The sequence below is a fragment of the Arthrobacter globiformis genome, assembly GCF_003261175.1.
GTDB lineage: Bacteria > Actinomycetota > Actinomycetes > Actinomycetales > Micrococcaceae > Arthrobacter > Arthrobacter globiformis_A.
This window is the reverse complement of record NZ_QLNP01000087.1, coordinates 14911-29460: the sequence shown is the minus strand read 5'-3', so window position 1 is coordinate 29460 and position 14550 is coordinate 14911. Positions and strand designations below refer to the sequence as shown.

Below are 14550 nucleotides of genomic sequence, written 5' to 3'. Positions count from 1 at the left end.
CCCTCGGCGCGACCCACGGGGTGAACTCCCGCACCTCTGACCCGGTCGAGGCGATCCGGGCCCTCACGAACGGGAACGGCGCGGACGTGGTGATCGAGGCCGTCGGCCGGCCCGAAACGTACAAGCAGGCCTTCTACGCCCGCGACCTTGCCGGCCGCGTGGTCCTGGTCGGTGTCCCGACCCCGGAGATGGTCCTGGAGTTGCCGCTGCTGGATGTGTTCGGGCGGGGCGGGTCGCTGAAGTCCTCCTGGTACGGGGACTGCCTGCCCTCCCGCGACTTCCCGATGCTCGTGGCCCACTACAAGGCCGGCAACCTGGACCTGGACGCGTTCGTCTCCGAACGGATCACCATCGACCAGGTCGAGGAAGCCTTCGACAAAATGCACGAAGGCAAAGTCCTCCGCTCCGTCGTCGAAATCCAGCCCGCGCCAGCCTCCTCCACAGCTGCTGCTGCCGAGCCGGCGGGGGCCTCGGCATGAGCGTGAGGATCGAAAACCTTGTCACCTCGGGCACGTTCTCGCTCGACGGCGGGACCTGGGATGTGGACAACAACGTCTGGATCGTCGGCAACGACACCGAGTGCGTGATCATTGATTCCCCGCACGACGCCGCCGCGATCATCAACCAGGTCCGCGGCCGTACGGTGAAGGCGATCCTGCTCACCCACGCGCACAACGACCACATCGGTGCCGCACGCCAGGTCGCCGACGCCGTCGGCGCGCCGATCCACCTGAACCCGGAGGACCAGGTCCTCTGGGAACAGGTCTACCCCGGCACCACCCCCGATGCGGCCATCGCGGACGGGGACGAGTTCCAGGTCGGCGGCGCCACCCTGAAGGCCATCCACACCCCAGGTCACTCACCCGGGTCCACCTGCTTCCACCTCGAAGCAGAGCACACCGTGTTCACCGGAGACACCCTGTTCAACGGCGGACCCGGCGCCACCGGCCGCTCCTACAGCGACTACCCCACCATCCTGACCTCCATCCGCGAACGGCTCCTCACCCTCCCGCCGGAAACCACCGTCAGGACCGGACACGGCGAGAACACCACCATCGCCGCCGAACGCGAAACCCTCGCCAAGGTCACACAGTAAGAAGTCAGCTACACCCGAACGGCCCCCGTCCTCTGGATGGGGGCCGTTCGTGCACCACTAAACAGACCAGAAAGAACGGCTCATGCCTGCAATCAAGCGTGTGGCTTTCCTGTCGCTGCACTCCTCCCCCATGGAACAGCCGGGTTCCGGGGACGCCGGTGGCATGAACGTCTACATCCGCGGCCTCGCCGCAGCCCTCGCGGAGTCCGGCGTGGAGGTTGATATTTTCACGCGGGCCACTTCCGCTGGCCAGCCCGCCGTCGAACGTCCCGATCCGGGCGTTCGTGTCTACAACGTCACCGCCCGCAAGCCTGTGGCACCCCCGTGGTCGCCACACGGGTGGGCGGCCTGCCCCGCGCCGTCATTAACGGCCGGGGCCGATCTCATCCGAATATGCTGCCGCCTATCATCCCCGGAGGCGCGCCCGCCTGCTATTCCATGATCGGACGGTTGCACCTACCCGAACGGGCAGGTGTGCCCCAGCAGGGACGCCAGGGAAGCGGAACGGCCCAAGTCATGTTCTTGACATTAGGTTGTGAGCTAACGCACTCTGTTGCATAAGCCGAAGCCTGTTGATTACTGCGGAACACCAGAGGGACCCACACGCTTGGGTACCCCCCGCCAAAAATTCAGTAAGGAACCTGTATGACGATCAAAGGTGATGTCACTACCGATCACAACAGCAAAGATAGACAGTACTCCCGCCGGCTCACGACCTCAGACATTAACGTCGTGGACCAGCGGATGCTGAAGAAGGCTCTCGGCGGCACAGTCGTGGGCAACACCATGGAGTGGTACGACGTCGGCGTGTTCGGCTACCTGATCACCACTATGGGGCCGGTGTTCCTGCCGGAAGCGGACAGGACCGTGCAGACGCTGTTCCTCCTGGGCACGTTCGCTGCCACCTTCATTGCCCGCCCGATCGGCGGCGTCGTCTTCGGGTGGCTTGGCGACAAAGTGGGGCGGCAGAAGGTGCTCGCCGCCACCCTCATGCTGATGGCGGCCAGCACGTTCGCCGTCGGCCTCCTGCCCGGCTACGCACAGATAGGCATCTGGGCCGCAGCGCTGCTGGTGCTTCTGAAGCTCGTGCAGGGCTTTTCCACGGGCGGCGAGTACGCCGGCGCCACCACGTTCGTGTGTGAGTATGCCCCCGACAAGCGGCGCGGCTTCTTCGCCAGTTTCCTCGACATGGGCTCCTACATCGGGTTTGCCCTGGGTGCTGCCACCGTCTCCGTCCTGCAGGTCACCCTCGGGGAGGCCGCGATGGAGGAATGGGGCTGGAGGCTGCCGTTCCTGGTGGCCGGGCCGCTGGGCCTGATCGCCATCTACTTCCGGAACAAGATCGAGGAGTCCCCCCAGTTCCAGGCAGCCCTGGACGCGCAGGAGTCCGCCGCCGTCAAAGCCGCCGCTGGCGACTCGGCTGTCGCCAAGGGCCCGCTCGGCCTCATAACAACGTACTGGCGTCCGATCGTACTCGCCATGATCCTCGCCGGCGCTGCCAACACCGTCGGTTACGCGCTGACGTCCTACATGCCGACGTACCTGACCGAATCCAAGGGCTATGACCCCGTTCACGGGACATTGCTGACCATTCCGGTGCTGGTGGTGATGGCCCTGTGCATCCCGCTCACCGGCAAGCTTTCGGACCGCATCGGGAGGCGTCCCGTGCTGTGGATCGGCGCCGGAAGCACCGTCCTGTTTGCCGTCCCTGCATTCACCCTGATCGGCATTGGCGAGCTCTGGTCCACGTTGGCGGGCCTGTCACTGGTTGCCTTCCCCGTGACGTTTTATGTGGCTAACCTCGCCTCGGCGCTGCCTGCACTGTTCCCCACCTCAAGCCGCTACAGCGGCATGGGCATCGCCTACAACTTCTCGGTGGCGATCTTCGGCGGGACAACGCCGTTCGTGATCCAAGGCCTGATCGCGGCCACGGGCGACGACATGGCCCCCGCCTACTACCTGGTGGGCACCTCGGTCATCGGTGCGATTGCCATCTATTTCCTTCGCGAATCCGCCGGCCGCCCGCTGCCCGGCTCCATGCCAAGCGTGGACACGGAAGCCGAGGCGCAGGAGCTCATCGCCGCCCAGGACACCAGTCCGGTGCTGCGTTAGCCGCGCTTTCCACACAGAAGGTGCCCCCGTCGTATGAACGACGGGGGCACCTTCTTTTATGCCACCTTTTTATTAGACCAACACCAACAGCGGCGCATCCTCCCAGTCCCGCACCAAATCAAGCGCTCCCAGCACAAGGCCGAAGGTGTCGTCGGGGTCGAGGCGGCGGAGTTCTTCTGCGAGGCAGTCGCGGAGGCTGCGTCGTGGGAGGGAGATGCGTTGTGCGGGTTGGCCGGGTTGGGTGAGTTCGGCGATGGAGAGGCCGGGGCGGAAGAGTTGGACGTCGCCGCTGGTGCGGGTGAGCCGGACGCGGCGGATGCCGGTGCCGGCGGGGTCGGCGACGATGGTGACGGGGGCGTCCAGGGACAGGGTCAGCCAGGCTGCGAGCAGGATGGTGCTGGGTGAGTCCGAGGCGCCTTCGACCGCGACGGCGGTGACGGGTGAGGTGTCGGCCTGGTCCAGGACGGCGGCGAGTTGGATGCGCCAGTTCGTCAGCCGGGTCCAGGCGAGGTCGGTGTCGCCGGCTTTGTAGGTGTTCCGGATGTTTTCCAGTGCGACCTGGGGTTCGGCCTCGTTCGCGGAGTCGGTGATCCGGCGGTGCGCGATCCTCCCGATCGAGGTTTCAGACGCGTTTTTGGGGGCCCCGTGCGGCCACCAGGCCACGATCGGGGCGTCGGGCAGCAGCAGCGCGGCGACGAGGGATTCGGATTCCTCGGCGAGTTCCCCGAAGCCGCGCAGCACGATGACTTCCGAGGCGCCGGCGTCCCCGCCGACCCGGATCTGCGCGTCGAGCCGGTTCGGCGCGGACGAGCCGGCGTCGGCGAGCACGATGATCCGGCAGGGGTGTTCGCGGCTGGCCTCGTTCGCGGCCTCGATCGCTTCCTCCTCGAGGCCGGACTTGGTGACCACCACGAGGGTCAGGACCCGGCCGCGCGCGATCACCCCGCCCTGCTCGCGCAGGGACTGGATCTTCTTGGACACCTTCGAGGTGGTGGTGTTGGGCAGGTCTACGATCATGGCCTTCTCCAGGTGCGTCCGTCGCGGGCTAGCAGCTCATCGGCCGGGCCCCAGCTGCCGGGCGCGTAGGGCTCGGGCTGTTCACCCAAACCGGCCCAGTATTCTTCGAAGGGGTCCAGGATCTTCCAGGACAGCTCCACTTCCTCGTGCCGCGGGAACAGCGGGGGCTCGCCCAGGAGCACGTCCAGGATCAGCCGCTCATACGCTTCGGGCGAGGACTCGGTGAACGAGTGCCCGTAGCCGAAGTCCATGGTCACATCCCGCACTTCCATCTGCGTGCCCGGGACCTTGGACCCGAACCGGATCGTGGCGCCCTCATCGGGCTGGACCCGGATCACCACCGCGTTCTGCCCGAAATCATCATCCCCGTGGCCGGCGCCCCCGTGAGTGCCGAAGAGCAGGTTCGGTGCGCGCTTGAACACCACCGCGATCTCCGTGACGCGGCGTCCGAGCCGTTTGCCGGCGCGCAGGTAGAACGGCACCCCGGCCCAGCGCCGGGTGTTGATGTCCACCCGGATCGCGGCGTAGGTTTCGGTTTTGGAGTCGGCCGGGATGCCCTCCTCCTCCAGGTACCCCTGGACCTGCTCCCCGCCCTGCCAGCCGCCGGCGAACTGCCCGCGGGCCGAATGGGTGGACAGGTCCTCGGGCAACCGCACCGCGGCCAGGACCTTTTCCTTCTCCGCCCGCAGGTCATCGGCGTTGAAGGAAATCGGTTCCTCCATCGCGGTCAGGGCGAGCAGCTGCAGCAGGTGGTTCTGGATCACGTCGCGGGCCGCGCCCACGCCGTCGTAATACCCCGCGCGGCCGCCGGTGCCGATGTCCTCGGCCATGGTGATCTGCACGTGGTCCACGTAGTTCGCGTTCCAGAGCGGTTCAAAGAGCTGGTTCGCGAAACGCAGCGCCAGGATGTTCTGGACCGTTTCCTTGCCCAGGTAGTGGTCGATCCGGAACACCGCGTCGGCCGGGAACACCGATTCCACAATGTCGTTCAGCTGCCGGGCCGAGTCCAGGTCGTGCCCGAACGGCTTCTCGATCACCACGCGGCGCCACTTCTCGCCCCCGGCCTGCGCCAGGCCGTGCTTGGACAGCTGCCGGCAGACCTGCTCAAAGGCCTTCGGCGGGATCGAGAGGTAGAACGCGTGGTTCCCGCGGGTGCCCCGGACCTCGTCGAGTTCCTTGATCGTCTCGCCGAGCCGCTCAAACGCCGCATCGTCGTCGAACGCGCCCTGCACGAACCGGATGCCCTCGGAGAGCTGGTTCCAGACCGCCTCATCGAACGGCGTCCGGGCGTAGGACTTCACGGCGTCCTTCACCTCGGAGGCGAAGTCCTCGTTGTCCCAGTCCCGCCGGCCGAAACCGACCAAAAGCGAAACTCGGCGGCAACAAACCACGGTTGGCAAGGTCATACACGGCAGGCATGAGCTTCTTACGGGCAAGGTCCCCGGTCACTCCGAAGAGCACAAGCGAGGACGGCCCGGCAATCCGGTTCAACCGCCGGTCCCGAGGATCCCGCAAGGGATTCCCGGACCGGCCCGCTGACCTTCTGCCGTTCAAAGTATCTGGCATGGTTAATTCAGGGCCTTAGCTCTCAGTGGCGGGATGGGCGTCAGTTGCCGATGCGGCAGGGCGCAGCTGGCCACAGGGTATTTGCTCTAAGGCTGTCACCTGCCCGGGTAGCGCTGAACCACCAAACCGGGCGGCGCCACCCACCCTTTAGGATGGGCGTGCTTCGCGACGGCGAGCCAACGTCCGGGCGTCGTCGTTGCCAGGCAACAACAAGCGTTAGGCTGCGAACAACGCCGTCCGCACGGCCTTCTCAAAGCCGTCGACGTGAACGCGGGCCAGTTCCTCGGCCTGGGCCTCGTCCCCTTTGATCACTGCTTCAAGCAGGTCGACGTGCTCGTGCACGTGCCGGGAAAGGTTTGGCAAGCGGTCCAGCACCATGCACCAAATGCGCGTCGCGAGATTGTCGTAGCGGATCAGGACGTCTTCCAGGTGCGGATTCGCTGCTGCGGCATAGATTCCCTGGTGCACCCTGGCGTCCAGCCGCAACGTCTCCACCACAGATGCGCTGTCCACATCGAAGGACTCGACCTCCTCCACGATGAGGCGGAGACGCTCACGCGCTGCCGCTGTGGCCACCCGGGCGGCACGGGCGGCAGCCAGGGGCTCCAGCTGGGCCCTGATTTCCGAGATAAATGCGAGGTCCGTGACCTCCACCCGTGTTGCGAAGGTACCCCGTCTTGGATAAGTCACAACGAGCCGGTCCACTTCAAGCCGCTTAAGCGCTTCCCTGACCGGGGTGCGTCCGATGCCGAGTTCCTTGGCAATCCCCTCGTCGTACAGCGGATCGCCAGGCCGGATCTCCAGGGTCAGCAGGCCGTCACGGATACGTTCATAGGCCACATCGGCCAGGGACCTCGAACCTCCGGCCTCCGACACCGCCAAAGCTTCAAACGCCACCACTCCGCCTCTCCTATGGGCCAACATCTATTGACCTCATCCGCACACCAGTATACGCTGACAACCAGCCCTGATATATCAATAAGGTGATCAGCCATATATCTAAAGGATGCGACATGACCGTTGTGGACACAGCCACAAAAACCAGGCCGGCTGCGCAGACAGAAGCCTCCAAAGAAACCAATACCGGTAAGTTCGTGCTCACACTGTCGTGTGTCGAACGTGCCGGCATCGTCCAGGCAGTAACCACATTCCTGTTCGAGCGCGGATTTAACATCGAACAGCACCAGCAGTTCGACGACGGCCTCCGCCAGACCCTGCACCTGCGCACGGCCTTCTCGGGAGCCACGGATTTCGATCTGCAGACGCTCGAAGCGGAGTTCCGCCCCATTGCCGAACGCTTTGACATGAAGTTCAATGTCCACGACGAGACCAAGCACCGCGTTCTGGTCATGGTGTCGAAGTTCGGTCACTGCCTGAATGACCTGATTTTCCGCTGGCGTGGCGGCAGCCTCGGCGGGGAGCTGGCCCTGGTGGTTTCCAACCACGAAACGCACCGGGCAATGGCCGAGGCTGCCGGCCTTCCGTTCGTGCACATCCCCGTGACTCCGGAAACCAAGCAGGATGCCGAGCGGCGACTGCTGGAGCTCGTGGACGAATACGACATCGACCTCGTCGTCCTGGCCCGGTACATGCAGGTGCTTTCGGACGACTTGTGCCGGTCCCTCGAGGGCAGGGCCATCAACATCCACCACTCGTTCCTGCCGGGATTCAAGGGCGCGCGCCCCTACCACCAGGCCTACGACCGCGGCGTGAAGCTGGTGGGCGCAACGGCCCACTACGTAACCGCCGACCTTGATGAGGGCCCGATCATCGAGCAGGAAGTCATTCGCGTGGACCACAGCTTCGGTCCGACCACCCTGTCCACCATCGGTCAGGACGCGGAAGCACTGGCCCTGTCGCGAGCCGTCCGCTGGCACTGCGAGCACCGTGTGCTGATCGACCAGGCCAGCACCATCGTCTTCCGCTAGACGAGCCAACGTACAGGGCGCGGAAGCCCACTACTTAAATCAGCAGGAGAACCACATGGCGTCAACGCCTCGAATCGTCATCATCGGAGCTGGCATCGTCGGCACGAACCTCGCCGACGAACTGGTCGCCCGGGGATGGAACAACATCACAGTGCTGGACCAGGGGCCTTTGAACATGCCCGGAGGATCCACCTCCCACGCTCCGGGCCTGGTCTTCCAGACCAACCCGTCCAAGACCATGGCAGCTTTCGCCAAGTACACGGTGGAAAAGCTGCTCTCCCTGGCAGAGGACGGCGTCAGCTGCTTCAACCAGGTGGGCGGCCTGGAAGTGGCCACCACCGAAACCAGGCTCGCTGACCTCAAGCGCAAGCTCGGCTATGCAGCCTCCTGGGGGATCGAAGGACGGATCCTCTCCTCCACCGAGTGCAAGGAGCTCTACCCGCTGCTCAATGACGAAAACATCCTGGGCGGACTCCACGTGCCAAGCGATGGCCTCGCAAGCGCTGCCCGTGCCGTCCAGCTGCTGATCAAGCGCACCGAAGCCGCAGGCGTCACATACCGCGGCTCCACCTCCGTGACGGGCATCGAGCAGTCCGGGCGGCGCGTCACCGGCGTCGAGACCTCCGAGGGCGTCATTCCGGCCGACATCGTCATCTCGTGCGCCGGCTTCTGGGGCGCGAAGATCGGCGCCATGATCGGCATGGCGGTTCCCCTGCTTCCGCTGGCCCACCAGTACGTCAAGACCACTCCGGTGCCCCAGCTGAGCGGCCGCAACGAACTGCCGAACGGGGCCACGCTGCCCATCCTGCGCCACCAGGACCAGGACCTCTACTACCGCGAACACGGCGAACGCTACGGCATCGGCTCCTACGCCCACCGGCCCATGCCCGTCGACGTCGACACCTTGGGCACCTATGCCCCCGAGACCGTCAGCGAACACAACATGCCTTCCCGCCTGGACTTCACGCTGGAGGACTTCCTGCCTGCCTGGGAGGCCTCGAAGCAGATTCTTCCCGGACTGGCGGAAAGCGAAATCGAGGATGGCTTCAACGGCATCTTCTCCTTCACCCCCGACGGCGGACCGCTCCTCGGCGAGTCCAAGGAACTCGACGGTTTCTATGTCGCAGAGGCCGTCTGGGTGACGCACTCCGCAGGCGTTGCCAAGGCGATGGCCGAGCTCCTGACCACGGGCAAGTCCGAAACCGACCTGGGCGAATGCGACATCACCCGCTTCGAGGACGTGCAGCTCACCCCCGAGTACGTCAGCGAGACCTCGCAGCAGAACTTCGTGGAGATCTACGATGTCCTCCACCCGCTCCAGCCCAAGCTCTCCCCGCGCAACCTGCGAGTCAGCCCGTTCCACGCCCGGCACAAGGAACTCGGAGCCTTCTTCCTGGAGTCCGGCGGGTGGGAGCGGCCGTACTGGTTCGAATCAAACGCTGCACTCCTCAAGGAGATGCCGGCCGAATGGCTGCCGCCGGCACGGGACGCCTGGTCCAACATGTTCAGCTCCCCCATTGCGGCCGCCGAAGCGTGGAAGACCCGCACGGCGGTGGCCATGTATGACATGACACCACTGAAGCGGCTGGAAGTGTCCGGTCCCGGAGCCCTGAAACTGCTCCAGGAGCTGACGACGGCGGACCTGGACAAGAAGCCCGGCGCGGTCACCTACACGCTTCTGCTCGACCACGCCGGCGGCGTGCGGAGCGACATCACCGTCGCCCGCCTGAGTGAGGACACCTTCCAGCTCGGAGCCAACGGCAACATCGACACCGCCTACTTCACGCGGGCTGCCCGGCACCAGACGCAAAGCGGGTCCGCTACTGACTGGGTCCAGGTCCGCGACACCACCGGCGGCACCTGCTGCATCGGACTCTGGGGCCCCCTGGCCCGCGACCTGGTCGGCAAGGTCAGCGACGATGATTTCACCAACGACGGCCTGAAGTACTTCCGGGCAAAAAGCGTCGTCATCGGCGGGGTCCCGGTCACGGCAATGCGGCTGTCCTATGTGGGCGAACTCGGCTGGGAGCTTTACACCAGCGCGGACAACGGACAGCGGCTGTGGGATGCGCTGTGGCAGGCAGGACAGCCCTTCGGCGTCATCGCGGCCGGACGGGCGGCGTTCAGCTCCCTGCGCCTCGAAAAGGGCTACCGCTCCTGGGGATCGGACATGACCACGGAGCACGACCCCTTCGAAGCAGGCCTCGGATTCGCCGTCAAGATGGCCAAGGAGAGCTTCATCGGCAAGGGCGCGCTTGAAGGCCGGACCGAGGAGGGCTCAGCCCGCCGCCTGCGGTGCCTGACCATCGACGACGGCCGGTCCATTGTCCTGGGCAAGGAGCCCGTGTTCTACAAGGATCAGGCAGTCGGGTACGTGACCAGCGCAGCCTACGCGTACACGGTGGCCAAGCCGATTGCCTACGCCTACCTCCCGGCCACCGTGTCGGTGGGCGATTCGGTCGAGATTGAATACTTCGGGCGGCGGATCACGGCCTCTGTTTCGGAAGAGCCGCTGTACGACCCGAAAATGACCAGGCTCCGCGGCTAAGCAGCCCGCAGGGCCCTTTGGGGGCACGCAGCCCGGCTCATCCTCGCAACGGAGCCGGGCTGCGTGCACCCCCCTTTTTCCGCTCCAGCTTCTACCAGCCCAGGAATGAACAAATGATCGGTTCAGAAACAATTAATGACTACCTCGGCAGGCTTGCCGCCCGGCAGCCCACCCCAGGTGGCGGCGCGGCCGCCGCGCTCCACGCGGCGCAGGGAGCGGCCCTGGTGGCGATGGTGGCAAGATTCAGCACCGGCGGCAAATATGAACAGCACGCAGAAACAACGTCCAGGATCATTGCCGCCGCCGACGAACTCATCGGCGAAACGCTGGGCCTGGCAGACGCCGACGAAACTGCCTTCAAAGCCGTGATCACCTCTTACAAGCTGCCCGCCACCAGCGACCCCGAGCGTGCAGCGCGCGCAGCCGCCGTCGACGACGCGCTTGGCCAGGCCGCGCAGCCGCCTGCCCGGTTGATCAGGCTCTCAGGTGCCGTCGTGGAACTCGCGACCGAACTTTTGGATATCGCAAACCCGAACGTTATAAGCGACATTGCCGCAGCAGCCGACGCCGCCAGGGCAGCGGCCACCACCGCCCGCGTCAACATCGACATCAACGTCGTAGCCATCAAGGACGCCCAGGCACGCGCCGCACTGGCGGAACAAACAGATGGCATTGAAGAAAAAGTCGTTCTGGCAGCAGACTCGCTCTCACGCCAGGTACGGGAAAGGATCCTCCGATGACGGCATCCGTGCTTTCCGGCAAGCCCCTCGCCAAACTCATCCAGCAGCAGGCAACTGCCCAGGCCGCGGCACTGGCCGAAGAAGGCTCACGCCCCACCCTCGCCGTCGTGGTTGCCACCGAGGACAGCTCCACGCACTGGTACGTTCGCTCCATAGAGCGCGCCGCGGAAAACGCCGGCATCGGCTGCAGGATCATCGACGTCGGCCATGACGCAACCGAACAGGTGCTGACCGCCGTGCTGAAGGACCTCAGCGCAGAAGCTTCCGTCAATGGCATCATCCTGCAGACTCCCCTGCCCCCCGGCGTCAAAACCCAGGAGCTGGTCAAGTACATCGCCCCGGAAAAGGACATCGACGGCGCCAACCCGGTGAGCCTCGGTTTACTGGCCGTAGGGGAACGTGCGTTCGCGCCGGCCACGGCACGCTCCGTGGTGGAAATCCTGGACCACTTCGAGATCCCGGTGGCCGGGCGCAACGTGGTGGTGGTGGGCCGTTCCACCGTGGTGGGCAAGCCGCTGTCCCTGCTGCTGCTGCAGAAGGACGCCACCACCACCGTCTGCCACTCGAAGTCCGGCCCGCTCGGGAAGTACACCAAGGATGCCGACGTCGTGGTTGTTGCCGCGGGCCGCACCGGGTTGCTCACCGGGACCGATGTTTCGGAACATTCAGTGGTCATTGATGTAGGAACCAACGTGCTTTCCGACGGCTCACTCGCCGGCGACGTCGACGAAGCCAGTGTTCGGCCTGTCGCTGCCGCGCTGACGCCCGTCCCCGGCGGTGTCGGCTCAGTCACCACGGCACTGCTGCTACTGCACACCTCCGAAGCGGCGCGCGAACAGTTCCGTGCAGCCCGGACGCCGGTCCTGGCGCGGTGACCGAGGCAGTCATGGCGCGCAGCACCGCGCCTCAGCCCACCAGCACCAAGGTCGTGGCGGACTGGACTGCGCTCATGCCCGGCGATTTCGTCACCGTACTGGAGCAGTACACGGTTCCCTACAGCGGCTGGATCGATGACCTGACCGAGGACGGCCGCATCGTGTGGCTGGTCCGCGCCTTCGGGGGTGGCCGCCGCATGTTCTTCCGTGAGGACGGCTGCATCGTCACGGTTGACGTTCCCTAGTCATTGCACCCGCTACTGCCCGGCATAGATTTTTTAAGGAAAGCCAATGGCCTCTAAAGCCCCCCGCGAAAACATCGACGAGTCCAAGCTGACCGTCAGCAAACCCAAAACCAAGGCCGTGGGCATCCCCGCGGTGGCCAACGCCCTGAAAATCTCGTTGGAGCAGATGGGGCCGCTGCGCAGCGTCCAGACGCTCATGGCCGTCAACCAGATCGACGGCTTCGACTGCATGGGCTGCGCCTGGCCGGAACATGAGAAGCGCAATGCAGCGGAATTCTGCGAGAACGGCGCAAAGGCGGTGGCGGAGGAGGCTACCCGGCGGCGGGTCAGCCCGGAGTTCTTCGCCAGGCACTCCGTTGCGGACCTCAAGACCCGCGATGACTACTGGCTGGGGCAGCAGGGCAGGCTGACCCACCCGATGGTCCTGGATGAGGGCGCAACACACTACCGGCCCATTGACTGGGACGCCGCCCTGGAGCTGATCGCCCAGGAACTCAGGGACATGGACCACCCCGACCAGAGCGTCTTCTATACGTCCGGAAGGACGTCCAACGAGGCGGCGTTTGTGTACCAACTGCTGGTCCGCGGCGTGGGCACGAACAACCTTCCGGACTGTTCGAACATGTGCCACGAGTCCTCCGGGTCGGCGCTGGTGGAGACCATCGGCATCGGCAAGGGTTCGGTCAGCCTGAAGGACCTGGAAACAGCGTCCCTCATCTTCGTGGCGGGCCAGAACCCGGGAACAAACCATCCGCGCATGCTCAGTGCCCTGGAGAAGGCCAAGAAAAACGGCGCAGCCATCGTCTCGGTCAATCCGCTCCCCGAGGCCGGCCTCCTGCACTTCGAGAACCCGCAGACCATCTCGGGAACGCTGGTAGGCACGGAGCTGACTGATGACTTCCTGCAGATCAGGGCCGGCGGTGACCAGGCCCTGTTCCAGGGCCTCGGGAAGTACCTGCTGGACGCGGAACGCGCTGGCAGGAACACCCCCGGCCTGTCCACCGTTTTTGACCACGACTTCATCAGGAACCATACGGTGGGCCTCGAGTCCTACCTTTCGCAGCTGGAACAAGTGCAGTGGGACGACATTGTCGAGGCCACCGGCCTGACCATGGAGCAGATCAACGCCACCGGTGAACGGCTCCTGGCGTCAGGCTCCACCATCGTATGCTGGGCGATGGGCCTGACACAGCACAAGCACTCTGTCCCCACCCTCCGCGACGTCGTCAACGTCCTGCTGCTGCAGGGCAACATCGGCAAGCCCGGAGCCGGAGTATGCCCCGTTCGCGGCCACTCCAATGTCCAGGGCGACCGGACCATGGGCATCTTCGAACGGATGCCCGATAGCTTCCACGACCGGCTCGACCAGGAGTTCCAGTTCCAGTCACCCCGGGCGCACGGCTATGACACCGTCGCCGCAATCCGGGCGATGCGTGACGGCAAGGTCAGGCTGTTCGTGGGAATGGGCGGTAATTTCGTCCGGGCGGCTCCGGACTCTGATGCCACCGAGAGGGCCCTGGCCAACACTCGGCTGACCGTGCAGATCTCGACGAAACTGAACCATTCGCACCTGTCGACGGGAAAACGCGCCCTGATCCTCCCAACGCTGGGCCGCACGGAGCGGGATACCCAGCGCTCCGGCGACCAGAGGGTCACTGTGGAGGATTCAATGAGTGCTGTCCACGCCTCCCGCGGCCGGCTCAAGCCCGCCAGCGAGCACCTGATGTCCGAGGTGGCCATCGTCTGCAATATCGCGCACAAGGTGTTCACGGACGCCAACGGCGTGCCCCTTCCCAACGCGCCGGCGGCCGACTGGCTCTCGCTCCGGGACGACTACGCGCTGGTCAGGAAGCACATCGAGGCTGTCATCGATGGCTTCGAGAATTTCGAAGAGAGGATCCAGCACCCCGGCGGCTTCGTTCTCCCCCACCCGCCACGGGACAACAGGGAATTCAAGACCCTGTCGGGCAAGGCCCACTTCACGTCCAATGCCCTGGAGTACCTCCGTGTGCCGGCCGGCAGGCTGATCCTGCAGACCCTGCGTTCACACGACCAGTACAACACCACGATCTACGGCAAGGATGACCGCTACCGCGGAATCCACGGCGGCCGGCGCGTGGTGCTGGTCAACGAGGCGGACATCGCCGAGCTGGGCTACGCCGACGGGGAAATGGTGGACCTGGTTTCAGAGTTCCGCGGAACAGAACGCAGGGCGGAGAACTTCCGCATCGTCGGTTACTCGACGCCGAAGGGCTGCGCGGCCGCCTACTACCCGGAAACCAACGTGCTGGTCCCGCTGGATTCGGTGGCTGACACCAGCGGAACCCCCACGTCCAAGTCCGTGGTTGTGCGGCTGGAACCGGCGGCTGTGGAGGCGAAGGAAAATCAGATGTCTGCAGCCCTTCCCCGCTGATATATCTTTA

The 14550-nt window shown here is 65.1% G+C and carries 12 protein-coding genes and 1 pseudogene; 10 read left to right on the top strand and 3 right to left on the bottom strand.

The genetic code is table 11. The features are described from left to right. From DBZ45_RS13710 to DBZ45_RS13695, 4 genes are all read left to right on the top strand, one after another. The coding region (locus tag DBZ45_RS13710) for a zinc-binding dehydrogenase (RefSeq protein ID WP_146617526.1) at positions 1–479 on the top strand (479 nt) is incomplete at its 5' end. Beyond that, positions 476–1096, top strand: a complete 621-nt coding sequence (locus DBZ45_RS13705; protein ID WP_111904441.1) for an MBL fold metallo-hydrolase — start codon at positions 476–478, stop codon at positions 1094–1096. The genes DBZ45_RS13710 and DBZ45_RS13705, both read left to right, overlap by 4 nt. 82 nt (positions 1097–1178) lie before the next feature. Continuing rightward, positions 1179–1538 (top strand): glycosyltransferase, encoded by a 360-nt coding sequence (locus tag DBZ45_RS23405; RefSeq protein WP_262982862.1) that lies wholly within the window; start codon positions 1179–1181, stop codon positions 1536–1538. A gap of 203 nt (positions 1539–1741) precedes the next feature. Then, entirely contained in the window at positions 1742–3208 is a 1467-nt protein-coding gene (locus DBZ45_RS13695) for an MFS transporter (protein WP_111904440.1), read from the top strand. Between the two features lie 72 nt (positions 3209–3280). Here DBZ45_RS13695 and DBZ45_RS13690 read toward each other — a convergent pair whose 3' ends face one another. From DBZ45_RS13690 to DBZ45_RS13680, 3 genes and pseudogenes are all read right to left on the bottom strand, one after another. Beyond that, positions 3281–4225: a glucose-6-phosphate dehydrogenase assembly protein OpcA gene (locus tag DBZ45_RS13690; RefSeq protein ID WP_111904439.1), complete on the bottom strand. Its 945-nt coding sequence runs from the start codon at positions 4223–4225 to the stop codon at positions 3281–3283. Further along, positions 4222–5791 (bottom strand): annotated as a pseudogene (zwf, locus tag DBZ45_RS13685) (glucose-6-phosphate dehydrogenase). Before zwf ends, DBZ45_RS13690 begins: the two are co-directional and overlap by 4 nt. 216 nt (positions 5792–6007) lie before the next feature. Then, entirely contained in the window at positions 6008–6688 is a 681-nt protein-coding gene (locus DBZ45_RS13680; RefSeq protein ID WP_111904442.1) for a GntR family transcriptional regulator, read from the bottom strand. A 116-nt stretch (positions 6689–6804) separates the two neighbouring features. Here DBZ45_RS13680 and purU point away from each other — a divergent pair, with 116 nt between their 5' ends. The 6 genes from purU to DBZ45_RS13650 all read left to right on the top strand — a co-directional run bounded on the left by purU (position 6805) and on the right by DBZ45_RS13650 (position 14540). Next, positions 6805–7719: a formyltetrahydrofolate deformylase gene (purU, locus tag DBZ45_RS13675; protein WP_111904438.1), complete on the top strand. Its 915-nt coding sequence runs from the start codon at positions 6805–6807 to the stop codon at positions 7717–7719. A gap of 55 nt (positions 7720–7774) precedes the next feature. After that, a complete protein-coding gene (locus tag DBZ45_RS13670; protein WP_111904437.1) occupies positions 7775–10267 on the top strand; it encodes a GcvT family protein in 2493 nt (830 codons plus the stop codon). Between the two features lie 113 nt (positions 10268–10380). After that, the gene (locus DBZ45_RS13665) at positions 10381–11007 is read left to right on the top strand and encodes a cyclodeaminase/cyclohydrolase family protein (protein ID WP_111904436.1); all 627 of its coding nucleotides are present in this window, start codon (positions 10381–10383) and stop codon (positions 11005–11007) included. Continuing rightward, entirely contained in the window at positions 11004–11882 is an 879-nt protein-coding gene (locus DBZ45_RS13660; RefSeq protein ID WP_111904435.1) for a bifunctional 5,10-methylenetetrahydrofolate dehydrogenase/5,10-methenyltetrahydrofolate cyclohydrolase, read from the top strand. The genes DBZ45_RS13665 and DBZ45_RS13660 overlap by 4 nt, the downstream gene beginning before the upstream one ends. Continuing rightward, entirely contained in the window at positions 11879–12127 is a 249-nt protein-coding gene (locus DBZ45_RS13655; RefSeq protein WP_111904434.1) for a hypothetical protein, read from the top strand. The genes DBZ45_RS13660 and DBZ45_RS13655 overlap by 4 nt, the downstream gene beginning before the upstream one ends. Positions 12128–12173: 46 nt before the next feature. Continuing rightward, a complete protein-coding gene (locus DBZ45_RS13650; protein WP_111904433.1) occupies positions 12174–14540 on the top strand; it encodes an FdhF/YdeP family oxidoreductase in 2367 nt (788 codons plus the stop codon). Positions 14541–14550: the final 10 nt, after the last annotated feature.

What these genes read in the sequence shown, in the direction of transcription:
- DBZ45_RS13705 (WP_111904441.1), top strand. Translation starts at nt 476, where the DNA reads ATGAGCGTGAGGATCGAAAACCTTGTCACCTCGGGCACGTTCTCGCTC.
- DBZ45_RS23405 (WP_262982862.1), top strand. Translation starts at nt 1,179, where the DNA reads ATGCCTGCAATCAAGCGTGTGGCTTTCCTGTCGCTGCACTCCTCCCCC.
- DBZ45_RS13695 (WP_111904440.1), top strand. Translation starts at nt 1,742, where the DNA reads ATGACGATCAAAGGTGATGTCACTACCGATCACAACAGCAAAGATAGA.
- DBZ45_RS13690 (WP_111904439.1), bottom strand. Translation starts at nt 4,225, where the DNA reads ATGATCGTAGACCTGCCCAACACCACCACCTCGAAGGTGTCCAAGAAG.
- purU (WP_111904438.1), top strand. Translation starts at nt 6,805, where the DNA reads ATGACCGTTGTGGACACAGCCACAAAAACCAGGCCGGCTGCGCAGACA.
- DBZ45_RS13670 (WP_111904437.1), top strand. Translation starts at nt 7,775, where the DNA reads ATGGCGTCAACGCCTCGAATCGTCATCATCGGAGCTGGCATCGTCGGC.
- DBZ45_RS13665 (WP_111904436.1), top strand. Translation starts at nt 10,381, where the DNA reads ATGATCGGTTCAGAAACAATTAATGACTACCTCGGCAGGCTTGCCGCC.
- DBZ45_RS13660 (WP_111904435.1), top strand. Translation starts at nt 11,004, where the DNA reads ATGACGGCATCCGTGCTTTCCGGCAAGCCCCTCGCCAAACTCATCCAG.
- DBZ45_RS13650 (WP_111904433.1), top strand. Translation starts at nt 12,174, where the DNA reads ATGGCCTCTAAAGCCCCCCGCGAAAACATCGACGAGTCCAAGCTGACC.